Source organism: Microbacterium sp. NPDC090281 (genome assembly GCF_044769635.1).
Lineage (GTDB): Bacteria > Actinomycetota > Actinomycetes > Actinomycetales > Microbacteriaceae > Microbacterium.
Map to the genome: position 1 here is coordinate 544,092 of NZ_JBIVYH010000002.1, position 14,850 is coordinate 558,941.

A 14,850-nucleotide genomic window follows, 5' to 3' on the forward strand; every position below is an offset into this window, starting at 1 on the left:
CTAGGGAGAAACGCCCTCGGTCGCCGCCAGCTCCTCGACGGGGATGAACTGCTCCCCCAACCCGAATGCCGAAGGGCCGAAGGCGGCGAGCGCGTCGGGGGTGCGCATCATCTCGGGCGTGGAGATGCCGAGCACCCGCACCCGCTGCCCGTAGCGAAGACCTTCAGTCGTGATCGGCTCGGCCGTCTCGTGGTCGACGACGCAGATCAGGTCGGGCACGATCGCCACGAGCGTCTCCCCGCGGTGCGCGATGAGGTTCTCATTCTGGAAGGAGATCTCGAACGTGTCACCCTCGTCGGCTCCGAGTGGTGCGATGACGGCACGCCCCTTGGCGAAGCCCTCGGTCGTGCGCCGTTCGACGTCGATGACCTTGCCGACGCAGAGCTCGCGCAGGTGCGGGTAGAGGGTGCTCGAGAGGGTCTCGGCGATCGCGTCGAACGGCGAGCGGTGCTCCTCACGGGCGATGCGGATGGCGCGGCCCAGCGCGAGCGCCATCGAGATCGTGCGCGGAACGGCCGTTCGTCGGACGTCGGCTCCGGTCATCGCGTACTCGGCGATGTGCCCGACTCCGCCGAGACGGATGGTGATCCCACGGGCGAGCCATTCCATCTGCCGGTCGTCGTCGCCCGTGTCGATCACGACCTTCTCACCGCGTTCTCCGGCGAGCGCGAGGGGCGACCCGTGCACGCCGTACACGGCGAAGGTCTCCATCGACAGCTCGGGGAACGCACGGCCCATGCCGTCGGCGTCGACCACGGGCAGCCCGGTCTCGGCTGCGACGATGAGCGGGATCATCGAGTTGATGCCGCCGCACTCGATCGGCATCGTCGCATCCGCCTTTCTACCCAGGTGCTCCTCGAGAGTGCGCAGGGCGAGGGTGGGCTCGGTGCCTGCCGGGATCTTCTCGATCATCACGGTGGGCGCGCCCATCTGCGCGGTCGGGATCACGAACAGGTCGTCGGGGAGCTCGTCCGGGTCGAGGATCGTGATGCTTCCCGCTCCGAGCACGCGCTCGACGAGCATCTTGCCGATGTAGGGGTCTCCACCCCCGCCGGTACCGAGCAGCGTCGCGCCGCGGGCGAGGTCGGGGAGGTCGGCGGCGGTGAGCTGCCAGCTCATGCCGCAGCTCCCGCAGACACGGTTCCGTGGGAGATGCTGCCGTCGAAGCGGTGCGCTGCCATGTCGTAGCCGAAGTACCCGGGGCCGACCATGGCGAGTGCCGCGTCGGAGTGCCACCGCTCATCGGCCGGTGCCGCGATCACCCGCACCCGCTGCCCGTAGCGAAGTCCCTCGGTCGTGATCGGTTCACCGGACTCGCCGTCGAGCACCATGATCAGGTCGGGGGTGGTCGCGAGGACCACGCCGTCGGCCTCGGCCACCAGGTGCTCGTTCTGGAACTGCAGGGTCAGCGTCGCGCCGGCGTCTCCGTCGATGCGCGCACGTCCGCGGGCGAAGCCGGTCGTCGTGGCCCGGTGCACGTCGACGACTTTGCCGTCGAACAGCTCGCGACCGCCGAGAAGGTCGACCACAGCCTCGACGGGGTCGGTCTTCTCCTCCCGCGCAGAGGCGATGCGCTTCCCGATCTCGATGCAGCGGGAGAGCGAGCCCGAGACGAGAGACTCGCGGGCTGCGGTGCCCGACATCGAGAACCCGGAGATCATGACCGAGCAGCCCATCTCGACGCAGGCCACTCGGGCGATGCGCTCGGTCCACGAATTGTCGACCGTCTGCAGCACGCCGGTGTTGCCCTTCTCGTCGCTGAACGCGAGGGGCGAGGCGGTGACGCCGTAGAGCGTCGGGAGCACCATCTGGAGCTCGGGGAACGCACGCCCCATGCCGTCGGCGTCGACCAGCGGAAGACCGAGGGCTGCGGCCGCGGCGATCGGGATGGTCGAGTTCACCCCGCCCACCTCGGCGCACGCGATGTGGGTGATCGGGCGGCCCAGGTGGATGCTGAGCGCCTTGACCGGCTCGATGACCTCGGCGAGGCTCGGGAGCTTCTCGACCATGACGGTCGGCGCCCCCATCATCGCGACGAACAACACGAGTGCGTCATCGGGCACCTCGTCGAGGTCGACGACCGTGACATCTCCGGACGACAGCGCCTGGCGGGCGAGGAGCGCACCGATGTAGGGATCTCCTCCTCCTCCGGTGCCGAGGACGGCTGCGCCGCGGGCGAGTCCGTCGATGTGGGCGGGGGTGATGGTCCAGCTCATGTCACACTCCCATGTCGAGGTCGCCGACGGCCTTGACGCGGATTCGCGTCGCGTTGCCGGGGAGGTACGGGATCGGCACCTCGTCGAAGTCGATGATCGACACGGTCGACGGCTTGGCGCCAGCGGCGATCGCCTTGTCCACCGCCTCTGCCCGCACCTCGGCGAGCGTCTCCTCGCGACGACCGGGCTCGATCGCATAGACCTTGTCGATCTCGCCGCCGACCTGAGCGATCGAGGCGCCGATGGCGTTGGCGACCGCGTAGTTCTCGGGGCGATGCACCGTGCCGAACAACGGCAGCTCATCCGGGAGCAGGATGGATCCGCCGCCGACAGCGACCACCGCGATGGGCTCGGGTGAGGTGCGCATGCGGTCGACGGCCTCGGAGACGCGCTCGGCGATGCGGGCGAGAACCCGCTCGACGAACACGGGATCGAGATGGGCGACCTTGCTCGCATCGCCGATCTGCGCACGACCTGCCGCGACGGCGATGTCGGTGGCGGTCAGGATCGAGCCGCCGAAGACGAGGGCATCCGTGGTCAGTCTGTAGCCGACGGATGCCGGTCCGACCTCCGCGGTCTCCTCGTCGACGATGCTGCCGCCGCCGATGCCGAGCGAGAGCACGTCGGGCATCCGGAAGTTGGTGCGGATACCGGCGACCTTGACCTCGTTCGCCGTCTCACGTGGGAAGCCGTTGATCAGCAGACCGATGTCGGCCGTGGTGCCACCCACGTCGATCACCGCGCAGTCGTCGAGGCCGCTCGTGGCCGCCGCCCCGCGCATCGAGTTCGTCGGCCCGGAGGCGAAGGTCGCGACCGGGTAGCGGCGCACGTATTCCTCATCCATCAGCGTGCCGTCGTTCTGGCTGAGGAAGATCGGTGCCTCGATTCCCTGGGCCCGCACGGCTGAAGTCAGCCCATCGACGATCTCGGAGGCCAGCTCGCGCAGAGCGGCGTTGATGATCGTCGCGTTCTCGCGCTCCAGGAGCCCGATGCGCCCGATCTCGTGCGACAGCGAGATCGCGGCATCCGCGCCGAGCACCTCCGCGACGATCTCCGCCGCCCGCACCTCGAGGTCGTGGTTCACCGGGCTGAACACCGAGGAGATGGCGACCGAGCGGATGCCGTGAGCTTTCATGTCCTCCGCGTGCGCCCGGATCTCGTCCGGGTCGAGCGGCGAGATCGGGCGTCCGTCGAACTCGTATCCGCCGTGCGCGAGGTAGCTGCGCGCCTGCGTCGCCTCGACCAGCACCTCGGGCCAGTCGATCAGCGGCGGTAGCGCGCGCGTGGCGGGGAGGCCGAGTCGGAGGGCGGCGACCGGTGCAAGGCGAGTGGCCTGCACGAGCGCGTTGATGAAGTGCGTCGTGCCGATCATGACGGCGTCGATGTCGGTGCCCTCGAAGGCGTGTCCGGCTCGCAGATCCTCGATCGCCTGGATGATGCCACTGGTGACATCGGGGGTGGTCGAGTGCTTCACTCCCGCCAGCGTGCGGGTGCCGTCCATGAGGACTGCGTCGGTGTTGGTGCCGCCGACGTCGATGCCGATATGCATGATTCTCGCTTTCCTGTGGTGGATGTGTGTCTCGGCGGCTCAGGCCGCTGCGGTCTCTTCGACCGGATTCGCCTGGCGGGTGGTGGCGACGCCGACGCCGCGCACCCAGCCGAGCTTGCCCGCCACGATGTACAGCGCCATCGAGAGGAAGAGGCTGAGCAGCGACGGGATGCCCCAGGTCACGAAGTAGCCGACCAGCGCGGAGACCAGCCAGACGATGATCGTCGCCGGCACGATACGCGGAGCGGTTGCCGGGAGGGTGCCCGCTTCACGGGTCGCGTCGAGCTCGGGACGCCACCGTCGCACGATGTAGTACTCGGCGACCATGATGCCCGCGATCGGCGGGAACGCGACGCTCAGCACGATCAGGAACTCGGTGAACTGACCGAGGATGCCGACTGCGGCGAGCACCGATCCGACGATGCCCAGCACGATCGTCGTGGTGACGCGGTGGAGGTTCTTTCCGAAAGCCGTGGAGATGAAGTTCACGAGCCCGAGGGTGGAGGAGTACAGGTTCCAGTCGTTGATCTTCAGTGTGCCGGTGAGCACGATGAACAGGCCGATGAACCCGACCGACGAGGTCACGATCGCGACGATGTCGCCGCTGGCGGCCGCGTGGGCGAGGAGCACACCGGCGAGGCCGATCACGAACTCGCCGAGCGAGACGCCGAGGACGGTCTGCTTGATCACGTCGGCGCGCGAGCGGTTGAAGCGGGTCATGTCGCCGGTGATGATCGCACCGACGATGAGGCCACCGGCGACGATGCCGGTGCCGGCCCAGACGCTCATGGTCGGGCCGGGAGCAGGCCCTGTGAGCAGTTCGCCGATGTCGTGACGGGTGAGCTCGGAGATGACCGACCAGCCGACCAGGATGAGGAACAGCGGGACCGTGATGTTCGCGAGCCACTGCATCCCGACGAACCCGAAGGCCACGATCGCGGTGACCGCGAGGCCGAAGATGAGGCTCCACGCCCAGACCGGCAGGGCACCGGGCATGAGGGCGTCGAGCGATTGCGCGGAGATCGCCGACTGGATGCCGAACCAGCCGATCAGGCTGATGCCGATCGCGAGGCCGACCAGCGAGGCGCCGATCTCGCCGAAGCCGGTCCAGCGGGCCAGCAGTGCGGTGTTGAGGCCCTCGCGCTGGCCGATGAAGCCGACCACGCACATGATCACCTCGAGGATGAGCGAGCCGAAGAGGAAGGCGAGGACGGCCTCGCCGAAAGTCATGCTGTAACCGAGGGTCGCGCCGAGGAGGAACTGCGAGAGAGCCGAGACCTGTCCGAATCGCTGCACGGCGATTCCGAACCAGGGTTTGCGGGCCTCCGGAGTCACTCGGGAGAGCGCGAAGTCGTCTGCGTGCGCCGTGCGTGCCATGAGGATCCTTCGGGAGGAGGGAACGGGTTGTGCGCCACAGTAGCGACGCCTGGCACGCCACCGACATGTGCATATCGCACGAGCATCCCCCACAGATGTGCATGTCGCACATTTGCTAACTCGGTATCGAATCCCTCACAAACGCCGAAACCCACCCCCGCCGACGTGGGCAGGAGTGGGTCTCGGTGCGGAACGTGTTTCCGGCGACCGGCGTCAGTGCAACGCGTTCGTCTCGATGAAGGCGCGGAGCGCGTTCTCGTCGTCGCCCATCTCGGTCACGTGCTGCGGTGCGTCGAGCATCTCCTGCAGCTCCGGCGCGTAGCCCAGCTCGACGCCGATGGCCTCGTGAATCGTCTCGGCGAACTTCTCGGGCTTCGCGGTCTCGAGCACGAGCATCGGCACACCGGGCTCGACGTATTCGCGCGCGACCTTGACGCCGTCGGCTGTGTGCGGGTCGATCACCTCGCCCGTCGTCTCGTACACCGAACGGATGGTCGCCAGGCGGTCCTCGTGCGTCGAGGTGCCGCTGACGATGCCGAATTCCTCGAGGAAGCGCTCCTGCTCGGCCGAGAAGTCGAAGTACCCCTGTGCTTCGAGGTCGTCCCATGCGCCGACGACCCTGGCCGGGTCACGGCCGACCAGCTCGAAGATGAAGCGCTCGAGGTTCGACGCCTTGGAGATGTCCATCGACGGGCTCGAGGTCGCGAGCGTCTGGGCGGCGCTGCGCGGGCGGTAGACGCCGGTGCGGAAGAACTCGTCCAGCACGTTGTTCTCGTTCGCAGCGAGCACGAGGCGACGGATCGGCAGCCCCATCTGCTTCGCGAAGAGCCCGGAGAGGATGTTGCCGAAGTTGCCGGAGGGCACGGTGAACGACAACTCGGTCCAGCCACCGGCATCCGTCGCCCGCAGCCAGGCCCAGAAGTAGTAGACGGTCTGCGCCGTGATGCGCGCGAGGTTGATGGAGTTCACCGCTCCCAGGTGCTGGGCGCGCTTGAAGTCGAGGTCACCGGCGAGCTTCTTCACCAGGTTCTGGCAGTCGTCGAAGACACCCTCGACCGCGATGTTGTGCACGTTCGCGTCGTCGAGGGAGAACATCTGTGCGCGCTGGAAGGCGCTCATGCGCCCCTGCGGCGAGAGCATGAACACCGCGACCCGCTCCTTGCCGCGCAGGGCGTGCTCGGCGGCCGAGCCGGTGTCGCCCGACGTGGCGCCGAGGATGTTGAGCACCGCGTCGTTGCGCTCCAGCGTGTACTCGAGCACCTGGCCGAGGAACTGCATGGCCATGTCCTTGAACGCGAGCGTCGGCCCCTCGGAGAGTCCGACGAGCGTCAGCTCGTCGTCGATCGCCCGCAGCGGCACGACGCCGTCGGGGAAGTCGGCGTAGGCCGCATCCGTCATCCGGGCAAGGTCCGCGCGCGGGATGTCGGTCGCGAACAGGCCCAGCACCTCCGCCGCCAGCTGCGGGTAGGTCAGCGCACGCCAGCGCTCGAGCGTCTCACCGTCGACCGTCGGCATGACCTCGGGCACTGCCAGGCCGCCGTCGGGCGCGAGGCCCTCCAACAGCGTCTCGCTGAACGGCTGCGGCTGCATGCCGCCGCGGGTGGAGATGAACTGCACGTTGGCTCCTCGGCTCGGGACTCGGCACGTCCATTCTCGCAGGGTGTTCCCCGCCGTATTGACGCGATGACGGCTGCCCTCGTCCCAGGGGTCAGAACAGCGAGGTCGGCAACGCCCCTTCGTGTTCCAACAGCCAACGCTTGGTCTCGAGACCGTGCCCCGCGTCTCCCCCGGAGTAGCCGCCGAGACCGTCGCCGGCCACGACGCGGTGGCAGGGCACGATCAGCGGGACGGGGTTCGCACCCATGATCGACCCGATCCCCCTCGCCGGCACTTCGGTGCCACTGCGGGCGGCGAGTCCGCCATAGGTGATCGTCTCGCCATGCGCGACCGTCTCGTAGAGGGCCGTGAGAACGGCGCGCGTCGCCACGGTCTGGTCGCCGAGGTCGACCGGCAGGTCGAAGTGCTGCAGGGTGCCGTCGAAGTAGGCGGTGAGCTGCGCGAGCGCTTCGGTGAGCAACGGGTCGGAGGCGACGACGGCTCCCTCTGGCGGCGTCGAACGCCATGAGACCCTGGTGATCGCCACTCCGTCGCTCACGACGCCGATGACTCCGACCGGAGTCGGCAGCGTGGCGAAGGCGGACATGCGTCGAGGCTACTCCGGTGCACCGACACCAGGGATCAGGGCGCGGAGACCGCTCGACTCTCGGGCGACGGCAGCCATGCGTCGTCAGGCACCTCCAGCCAGCCCCGCTCCTCCGCCAGCGCGGCAGCCGTCGCCCGCAGCTCGTGCAGCGCAGGGTGCACGAGACCTGCACGCCAGACCATCGCCCAGGGAAACAACGGGACCGGGTCGACGACCGGGAGGAGCACGGCACCGTCGACCGGAGGTTGCGACACGAGTGTGAGGATCGGGGCGCTGCGCAGTCGCAGGTGCTGCGCCAGCTCCTCCCCTCCCGGCACCAACGGGTGTCCGATGGCCGGGTCGATGCCGAACGGAGCGAGCAGCTGCGCGGTGGCATCCAGCCACCCCGGCGTGACCTGGGCGCCGGCGCGGGAGCACACCCGGGTCTCACGCAGCGCCTCGAGCGGGACCACGTCTCGCTCAGCCAGCGGGTGCCCCTCGAGGATCAGGACGGCCAGCGGTTCGTAGCGCACGAGCTGAGAGGCGACTTCGGCAGAGGCCCGCGTCAGTCGGTCGAAGACCACATCCGTCGTCGACCCCGACGACACCGCACCGCCGGGGCCGCCGAAGCGCGCGAAGAACTCACGGTCCGGCGCCCGACGCCGTGCCGCGTCCAGCACCAGCGCCGGCGTCAATGCAGGGTCGACGACGTCGACGATCAGCGGTTCCTCCTCGAGGATCTCCCGCAGGGCCAGGTCGTGCAGTGCGAGCATCTCCTTCGCCCGCGGGAGCAGCCGACGCCCTGCTTCGGTCAGCTCGACACTGCGGGTCGAACGAGTCAGCAGCGGCACGCCGAGGCGATCTTCCAGGCGGCGGATGTCGCGGCTGAGCGCCTGCTGGGCGATGTAGAGCCGCTGCGCGGCACGGCTGAAGTGCAGCTCCTCCGCCACCGTGACGAAGTGCCGCAGCAGACGCAGCTCCAGCTCATCAGCCATGCAACGGTTATACCCGATTCACAACAGAAATGCGTCAATCCGGATTCAACGGGTGTTGGCATCGCGGCCCTTTCGGAGCGAACCTGTGTGCAGGACACGGCGGCGCACGGCACGACCGCCTCGATGACAAGGGAGCACGCCATGAACACGACGACCGCCGCACTCGATCTGCCCGATGCCCACCTCCACTACGAACTCCGCGGCGACGGACCGCTGATCGCCCTGATCGGCGCCCCCATGGATGCCGACGCCTTCGCAGCGTTCGCCGACGAGCTCGCCACCGACCACACGGTGCTCACCACCGACCCGCGCGGCATCAAGCGGAGCATCCTCCACGACCCCTCCCAGGGCTCCACCCCCGAGCGCCGTGCAGCCGACCTCGCCGCACTCATCGAGCACATCGATGCCGGCCCCGCGATCGTCTTCGGGTCGAGCGGCGGCGCGGTGACCTCCTTGGCCCTCGCGCAGTCCCGCCCCGACCTGGCACCGACGGTCATCGCCCACGAACCGCCGCTCCTCGAACTGCTTCCCGACCGTGTTGAGCAGCGACGGCTCACCGACGAGCTCACGACGGCCGCTCTCTCAGGCGATCGGGTCGGCGCGTGGCGGCTGTTCTTCGCGCAGGCCAACATCACGATGCCGGAGGAGATGCTCGTCCAGTGGTTCGGCGGCGAGGTCGACCCCCGGAACCACGCCGACGAGCAGTTCTGGTTCCGCTACGAGCTGCCGGCGAGCGTGCGGTGGGAGCCCGACATCGAGGCTCTGCGTGCGCGCGCCGGCAACCTCGTGCTCGGGATCGGTGAGGAGTCGGTCGACCAGCTCTGCGAGCGCACGACGACCGAACTCGGGGCGCAGCTCGGCATCGAGCCGACCCGCTTCCCCGGCGACCACACCGGATTCGTCGATCACCCCACCGAATTCGCAGCACGTCTGCGCGAGGTGCTCGCACCCTGAGGGGCGCCGGGAGACGACACGACCGCGAGGCCGCCGAGCGAAATCCGCTGCTCGACGGCCTCGCGCCGTCATCTCCGCGAGATCTGACGCCAGAGCGCGGCCCAGTGCTCCGGACGCAGATCGCGCGGAAGCCTCTGATCCGTCGCGCCGGCAGCTGCCACCACGCGTCGAGCTCGGGACATCGGGATGCTCGCCGCCGCCGCCACGACAGCGGGGAGGTTCGCTCCTCTCCCCGTGAACATCGCGCGGACGAACGCCTCATACGCTCGCCGTTCGGATCCCGGAACGAGCGGTGAGCCCCGGCGCGTGATCGTGAGCAGCCCGCCGTCCACGCTCGGCTGCGGTGAGAACCCCCACGCCGGAACCCGGCCTTCGAGGGAGAACTCGAACCACGGCGCCGACTGCGCGGTCATCATGGTGCCGCCGCCGACGCCGGCGCGTTTGCGCGCCACTTCCCACTGCGTCAGCAGCACGGCCTCGCTCCACCGCTCGGTCGAGAGCAGCCGCCGGAGGATGGGCGTGGTCAGGTGGAACGGGATGTTGCCGACGACAACTTCGGCCGCGAGCGCGTGGTGCGTCGCATCCGCGATCTCGATGCGCACGCCGGGCAGCGTCTTTCGCAGTCGATGCACCCGGTGCTCGTCGATGTCGATCGCCGCGAGCGGTCTGCCCAGCTCCGCGAGCGAGCGGGTGAGGGCACCGTCACCGCAGCCGAGTTCGAGGATCGAGCCCGAGGTTCGTCGCACCAGCGCGGTGATGCGGGTGAGGGTGGGACGGTGGGTGAGGAAGTTCTGGCCGAGTTCGTGACGGCCGCCATGGGTTGAACGAGGCATGAGTGCGCTCCAGAAGAAGAATCGGAGCACCTCGAAGGAGGGGAGGACGCGAAGAGGCGTCAGTGAGGACTGCCCGTCCCGAGGTGCGATGACATCTCGGTGGACGGCGCGCAGATGCGTGCGGAGGGCGAGCGCGCCGTCAGGAGCGGCGGTCGCGGAACACGAGGTTGCGCCCCATCATGGGCGCTGCGCATATCGTTCCCATACCTGCCAGCATATCGGCCGTCAGATCCAGCCGCGCTCCTCGGCGATCAGCACCGCCTGCTGACGCGTGCCGACCGAGAGCTTCCCGAGGATGACGGAGATGTGGTTGCGCACGGTCCCGGGGGCGAGGGAGAGCGCCCGCGCGATCTGCCCGGTCGTCTCGCCTCGACGCCCGGCGCGCAGCACATCGAGCTCACGATCGGTGAGCGGTGAGCGCTCGTCACTCAGGGCGTCGGCCGCGATCTCGGGATCGACATAGCGGGCACCCGCCGCGACACGGCGGATGACCGCGGCGACCTCGTCGGCACCGCGGGACTTGGGCAGGAAGCCGGAGACGCCGGATGCCAGAGCGCGGCGCAGTACGCCGGGGCGCGCATGACGGGTGACGACCACGCATCGCGTCGCGATCAGCCTGTTCAGCTTCTCGGCCACCTGCACGCCATCGAGGCCCGGCATCTCGAGGTCGAGCAGGCAGACATCCGGTTGCAGACGCACGGCCTCGGCGACGGCCTGCTCGCCGTCCTCGCACTCGGCGATCACCTCGATGTCGTCTTCCAGTCGGAGGAGGGCTGCGAGCGCGGATCGGATCATCGCCTCGTCGTCGGCGATCAGCACGCGGATCATCGCGCGTCTCCCGTCTGAGCCGGCACCGTCACGACGACTACGAACTCGTCGGCATCGCGCCGCACCTCGAGGGAGCCGTATGCCTCCTCGACCCTGCGACGCACGCCCTCCAGACCGGAGCCGTCGTGCTCAACCTCGATGCCTGGCAACAGATCGTTCGCGATCTCATAGCGCCAGGCATCGGGGGTGCGGGTCAGCGCCAGGCGTGCGCGTCCGCCCGCGCCATGGCGGAGGACGTTGGTCGTCGTCTCCCTGATCACCGGTCCGAGAGCGGATGCCGGCGCGGAGTCGGCATCCGCATCGATCGCGGCCGCCACGTCGAGTCCAGCAGCCTTCAGAAGGTCGCGGGCGTTGGCGAGCTCGTCCCCCAGCGGCACCGAGCGAAAGCGCGTCGCGAGGTCTCTGGTTCCCTGACGGGCCTCGTCGACGCTGACCCGCGCGGCACGGAGCTGCTCCATCCCGGTGTCCGGATCGGCCGGCAGCAGCCGCTCGGCGAGTTCCAGCTGCAGCGCGATGACCTGGAGATGATGCCCTTGCAGGTCGTGCACGTCGGTCGCCACGCGCAGGCGCTCCTGCGTAGCGGCGAGTCGAGCCTCGGAGGCTCTGGCTCGATCGAGGGTGATCAGGACATCCCACCACCACAGCGAGGTGACCGTCATCACGGGGAGGAAGACGGTGTAAGCGGCGGTGAAGAGGAACGGAACCTCGGGTGAGACATCCAAGCTGGAATCGACGACCCCGAGAGTAGCCAGGAGGATCGTCGCGGCGATGACGACCTTGTACCGGACACCCGGCTGCCAGTTCAGCAGCACGACCGACTGCATGATGGGCATGAGGGCGAGCTGCCAGCTTCCGATCACGGCACCGGCCGCTGCTCCGTACGCGACCGCGACGAGGAGCGGCACAATCAGGCGCATCCAACGCACACCGGGCTCTGCATCCAGGCGATGACGGTAGTCGAGCAGCAGCGGAACGGTGGAGGCGACCCAGAGGAGTCCCCCTCCTCCGACGATCACGCCGCCGAACCCGCGGAGGTCGACCGCCAGCGTGGTGACCATCCAGGCGGCGACCAGCGCGAGCTCGAAGACGATCACCGCTGTCGCCGTGTACCACCAGGTAGCGGTGACACCCCGCGACAGCTGTCTCGCCCCTGGACTCGGTCCGACAGGGGCAGGAGGCTCGACTCGGCTGCTCACGCTCCCACGATACGGCCGTGACAGTTGTCACTGCTGCGTCATGCGATCCACCCGGAAAGCGGTGACGGCCCGACACTGCCGCCGCGAGCGAGGCTGGGGTGGACTGAGGACATCGCAGCGGAGACACCGTTCGCACCGACATCCGGGAGCATCCCATGAACCTCATCGAGACATTCCAGAACCTGGTCGCCCAGGTTCCAGAGCTCGTGCAGCCGCTCATCGTCGCCCTCGCCGGCGCGATCCCCTTCATCGAGGGCGAAGGAGCCGTGAGTATCGGCATCATCGGCGGCATCGCGCCGGTGGTCGCCGCGATCGCCGCGATCGTCGGCAACTTCCTCTGTGTCCTGGTGGTCGTGCTGGTGAGCTCGAGAGCGCGACAGGCCGTCGTCACTCGCTCCCGCGCCAAAACTGCTGCGCTCGCGGGTGGCGGCTCGGCCGAGATGACTGCTGCGGATGCGCCCGATACGGACCGCAGCACCGCACGTCGAGAGAAGTTCCAGCGCGCTTTCGAGCGCTACGGCGTCCCCGGGGTCAGCCTGCTCGGCCCGCTCCTGCTGCCGACCCAGTTCACCGCGACCATGCTCGCCGCTGCCGGCATCGGGAAGGCCCGCATCCTGTTCTGGCAGGCGCTGGCGATCATCGGGTGGACCACGATCGTCGCCGTCATCGTCGGCAGCGCGGTGTACGCGATCCGCTGATCCCTCACAGATGTGGCTGGATTCAAGGTTTCTTGAATTCAGCCTTTTCTGTACAGTGGAGTGCGTGACCACCGCTCTCGCCTCCCTCACCCATACGGCTGCCGTCGCCCGTCTCGGGCACGCACTGTCCGACCCCACCCGCGCCGGCGTTCTGCTCGCGCTGAGGGAAGCGCCCCGCTACCCCGCCGACCTGGCCGACGCGCTCGGCGTCTCACGCCAGACGATGTCGAACCACCTCGCCTGCCTCCGCGGATGCGGACTCGTCGAGAGCGTCCCCGACGGCCGCCGCAGCAGCTATCGACTCGCGGACCGCCACCTCGCGCCGGCACTCGACATGCTCATGCGGGTCACGCTCATCGTCGAGCCCGACTGCTGCTCCGGCGAAGGCTGCACCTGCTGATGACCACCACGGCACCGGCGCAGCGCCGCGAGATCCTCCACCGCCGCATCCGCCTCATCGTCGGCATCACGATCGGCTACAACCTGATCGAGGCGGTCATCGCGATCGCCGCCGGCTCGGTCGCGTCGTCCGCCGCACTCATCGGCTTCGGCCTGGACTCCACGATCGAGGTGCTGTCCGCCGCGGCCGTCGCCTGGCAATTCACCCGCCGCGATCCCGAGCGCTGGGAGAAGCCGACCCTGCGCGTGATCGCCATCGCGTTCTTCGCTCTCGCGATCTACGTCACGGCGACGTCCGTGACCGCGCTCGTCACGGCCGAGCGGCCCGAGCACAGCAGTATCGGCATCATCCTGACCGCGGTCAGCGTCGCCGTGATGCCGTTCCTGTCGCTCGCAGAACGTCGTGCGGGCAAGGAACTGGGGTCGGCCACAGCTGTCGCCGACTCGAAGCAGACGCTGATCTGCACCTACCTCTCCGCCGCCGTCCTGATCGGCCTGGTTGCCAACTCCCTGCTCGGCTGGTGGTGGGCCGATGCCGTCGCAGGGCTCGTCATCGCGGCCTTCGCGGTGCGCGAGGGGATCGAGGCGTGGAAGGGCGATGCGTGCGCGACCTCGGTCGGGATGCTCCTCGAAGACGACGATGAGCACGAAGGGCACGACCACGACCACGACCACTGACGCGAGCGGCATCCGTTCCGCCTAGGTTGGAGTGATGGATGCCGCCCCCGCTTCGCCGACGACCGAGCTGCAGGGTCGCACGGTGCTCGTCACCGGCGCGAACGCGGGCATCGGGTACTGGTGCGCTGAACAGCTCGCGACGCGTGGCGCACGGGTGATCCTCGGGTGCCGCTCCCCCGAGCGCGCCGAGACCGCGATCTCGGCGATCCGCGGCCAGGCTCCAGACGCCGACCTGCGGCTCGTCGCCCTTGACCTCGGCTCCCTCGACAGCGTCAGCCGAGCTGGTGCCGAGGTCGGCGAGCGCGTCGATGCGGTCATCTGCAACGCCGGCGTGAAGGCTGCCGACCCCACGGCGCGAACGAATGACGGCCTCGACCTCATGGTCGGGACGAACTTCCTCGGCCACTTCACCCTCGTGGCTCACCTCGAGCCGCTCCTCGCGCCGGATGCCCGCGTGGTCGCCGTCGGCTCGATCGCCCACCGCTTCGCACACCTCGATCCGGCACACATCGATGCTTCGTGGAACGGCTCGTCGCTCCGGCAGTACGGGCGATCGAAAGCGGCGCTCATGGCCTTCGCCTTCGAGCTGGCGCGGCGCTGGTCCGACACATCACGCGCAGCGGTGTGCGCACATCCGGGCTATGCGGTCGATCCGCTCACGCCGCAGCGCCCCGGCCTCGCCGAGGTGTCCGGCGTCATCCGGACCCTCGCCGCACCGACTCGCGCTCTCGTGCAGGGCAAGGACGGCGGCGCACTGCCGATCGTGCATGCAGCCACCGCAGCGGACGTCTCCACCGGGGACTACTGGGGTCCGGGAGGTCTGCTCGAGTTCCGCGGGGCGCCGAAGCACGTGGCCGCATCCGACGACGTCCGCTCCCCCGCTACGGGAACCGCGCTGTGGGCGGCGGCGGAGCGCATCACCGGGGCGCCCTTTCCGACCTGACC

15 protein-coding genes are annotated in these 14,850 nt (G+C 69.0%); 5 read left to right on the top strand and 10 right to left on the bottom strand.

The window, feature by feature from the left end; all coding sequences use genetic code 11:
• The 7 genes from ACIQTX_RS16835 to ACIQTX_RS16865 all read right to left on the bottom strand — a co-directional run bounded on the left by ACIQTX_RS16835 (position 1) and on the right by ACIQTX_RS16865 (position 8,319).
• Positions 1-1,119: a DUF917 domain-containing protein gene (locus ACIQTX_RS16835; protein ID WP_402974228.1), complete on the bottom strand. Its 1,119-nt coding sequence runs from the start codon at positions 1,117-1,119 to the stop codon at positions 1-3.
• Complete coding sequence (locus tag ACIQTX_RS16840; RefSeq protein ID WP_402974231.1) at positions 1,116-2,216, bottom strand: DUF917 domain-containing protein; 1,101 nt, start codon at positions 2,214-2,216, stop codon at positions 1,116-1,118. Before ACIQTX_RS16840 ends, ACIQTX_RS16835 begins: the two co-directional genes overlap by 4 nt.
• A 1-nt stretch (position 2,217) precedes the next feature.
• Complete coding sequence (locus ACIQTX_RS16845; RefSeq protein ID WP_105527795.1) at positions 2,218-3,765, bottom strand: hydantoinase/oxoprolinase N-terminal domain-containing protein; 1,548 nt, start codon at positions 3,763-3,765, stop codon at positions 2,218-2,220.
• Positions 3,766-3,804: 39 nt separating this feature from the next.
• Positions 3,805-5,142, bottom strand: a complete 1,338-nt coding sequence (locus tag ACIQTX_RS16850; protein ID WP_105527796.1) for a cytosine permease — start codon at positions 5,140-5,142, stop codon at positions 3,805-3,807.
• A 213-nt stretch (positions 5,143-5,355) separates the two neighbouring features.
• A complete protein-coding gene (gene thrC / locus ACIQTX_RS16855) occupies positions 5,356-6,759 on the bottom strand; it encodes a threonine synthase (protein ID WP_402974236.1) in 1,404 nt (467 codons plus the stop codon).
• A 91-nt stretch (positions 6,760-6,850) separates the two neighbouring features.
• Positions 6,851-7,345, bottom strand: coding sequence for a methylated-DNA--[protein]-cysteine S-methyltransferase (locus tag ACIQTX_RS16860; protein WP_402974239.1), 495 nt, complete (start codon positions 7,343-7,345; stop codon positions 6,851-6,853).
• A 35-nt stretch (positions 7,346-7,380) separates the two neighbouring features.
• Positions 7,381-8,319: a LysR family transcriptional regulator gene (locus tag ACIQTX_RS16865; RefSeq protein WP_402974242.1), complete on the bottom strand. Its 939-nt coding sequence runs from the start codon at positions 8,317-8,319 to the stop codon at positions 7,381-7,383.
• Positions 8,320-8,460: 141 nt separating this feature from the next.
• Here ACIQTX_RS16865 and ACIQTX_RS16870 point away from each other — a divergent pair, with 141 nt between their 5' ends.
• Complete coding sequence (locus tag ACIQTX_RS16870; RefSeq protein WP_402974245.1) at positions 8,461-9,273, top strand: alpha/beta fold hydrolase; 813 nt, start codon at positions 8,461-8,463, stop codon at positions 9,271-9,273.
• 68 nt (positions 9,274-9,341) lie between these two features.
• Here ACIQTX_RS16870 and erm read toward each other — a convergent pair whose 3' ends face one another.
• The 3 genes from erm to ACIQTX_RS16885 form a co-directional block, all read right to left on the bottom strand.
• Positions 9,342-10,106, bottom strand: a complete 765-nt coding sequence (gene erm, locus ACIQTX_RS16875; RefSeq protein ID WP_402974248.1) for a 23S ribosomal RNA methyltransferase Erm — start codon at positions 10,104-10,106, stop codon at positions 9,342-9,344.
• Positions 10,107-10,331: 225 nt separating this feature from the next.
• On the bottom strand, positions 10,332-10,934 hold the full coding sequence (locus tag ACIQTX_RS16880) for a response regulator transcription factor (RefSeq protein WP_105526483.1): 603 nt from the start codon (positions 10,932-10,934) through the stop codon (positions 10,332-10,334).
• Entirely contained in the window at positions 10,931-12,130 is a 1,200-nt protein-coding gene (locus tag ACIQTX_RS16885; RefSeq protein ID WP_402974252.1) for a sensor histidine kinase, read from the bottom strand. Before ACIQTX_RS16885 ends, ACIQTX_RS16880 begins: the two co-directional genes overlap by 4 nt.
• A gap of 155 nt (positions 12,131-12,285) precedes the next feature.
• On the opposite strand from ACIQTX_RS16885, the gene ACIQTX_RS16890 reads away from it, so the two are divergent.
• From ACIQTX_RS16890 to ACIQTX_RS16905, 4 genes are all read left to right on the top strand, one after another.
• Positions 12,286-12,828, top strand: a complete 543-nt coding sequence (locus tag ACIQTX_RS16890; RefSeq protein ID WP_402974254.1) for a small multidrug efflux protein — start codon at positions 12,286-12,288, stop codon at positions 12,826-12,828.
• Between the two features lie 64 nt (positions 12,829-12,892).
• The gene (locus ACIQTX_RS16895) at positions 12,893-13,228 is read left to right on the top strand and encodes a helix-turn-helix transcriptional regulator (protein ID WP_028502111.1); all 336 of its coding nucleotides are present in this window, start codon (positions 12,893-12,895) and stop codon (positions 13,226-13,228) included.
• A complete protein-coding gene (locus ACIQTX_RS16900) occupies positions 13,228-13,905 on the top strand; it encodes a cation transporter (protein WP_402974257.1) in 678 nt (225 codons plus the stop codon). The genes ACIQTX_RS16895 and ACIQTX_RS16900 overlap by 1 nt, the downstream gene beginning before the upstream one ends.
• A gap of 34 nt (positions 13,906-13,939) precedes the next feature.
• The gene (locus tag ACIQTX_RS16905) at positions 13,940-14,848 is read left to right on the top strand and encodes an SDR family NAD(P)-dependent oxidoreductase (protein WP_402974259.1); all 909 of its coding nucleotides are present in this window, start codon (positions 13,940-13,942) and stop codon (positions 14,846-14,848) included.
• Positions 14,849-14,850: the final 2 nt, after the last annotated feature.

What these genes read in the sequence shown, in the direction of transcription:
- ACIQTX_RS16845 (WP_105527795.1), bottom strand. Translation starts at nt 3,765, where the DNA reads ATGCATATCGGCATCGACGTCGGCGGCACCAACACCGACGCAGTCCTC.
- ACIQTX_RS16860 (WP_402974239.1), bottom strand. Translation starts at nt 7,345, where the DNA reads ATGTCCGCCTTCGCCACGCTGCCGACTCCGGTCGGAGTCATCGGCGTC.
- ACIQTX_RS16840 (WP_402974231.1), bottom strand. Translation starts at nt 2,216, where the DNA reads ATGAGCTGGACCATCACCCCCGCCCACATCGACGGACTCGCCCGCGGC.
- ACIQTX_RS16880 (WP_105526483.1), bottom strand. Translation starts at nt 10,934, where the DNA reads ATGATCCGCGTGCTGATCGCCGACGACGAGGCGATGATCCGATCCGCG.
- erm (WP_402974248.1), bottom strand. Translation starts at nt 10,106, where the DNA reads ATGCCTCGTTCAACCCATGGCGGCCGTCACGAACTCGGCCAGAACTTC.
- ACIQTX_RS16905 (WP_402974259.1), top strand. Translation starts at nt 13,940, where the DNA reads ATGGATGCCGCCCCCGCTTCGCCGACGACCGAGCTGCAGGGTCGCACG.
- ACIQTX_RS16890 (WP_402974254.1), top strand. Translation starts at nt 12,286, where the DNA reads ATGAACCTCATCGAGACATTCCAGAACCTGGTCGCCCAGGTTCCAGAG.
- ACIQTX_RS16835 (WP_402974228.1), bottom strand. Translation starts at nt 1,119, where the DNA reads ATGAGCTGGCAGCTCACCGCCGCCGACCTCCCCGACCTCGCCCGCGGC.
- ACIQTX_RS16850 (WP_105527796.1), bottom strand. Translation starts at nt 5,142, where the DNA reads ATGGCACGCACGGCGCACGCAGACGACTTCGCGCTCTCCCGAGTGACT.
- ACIQTX_RS16900 (WP_402974257.1), top strand. Translation starts at nt 13,228, where the DNA reads ATGACCACCACGGCACCGGCGCAGCGCCGCGAGATCCTCCACCGCCGC.
- ACIQTX_RS16870 (WP_402974245.1), top strand. Translation starts at nt 8,461, where the DNA reads ATGAACACGACGACCGCCGCACTCGATCTGCCCGATGCCCACCTCCAC.
- ACIQTX_RS16865 (WP_402974242.1), bottom strand. Translation starts at nt 8,319, where the DNA reads ATGGCTGATGAGCTGGAGCTGCGTCTGCTGCGGCACTTCGTCACGGTG.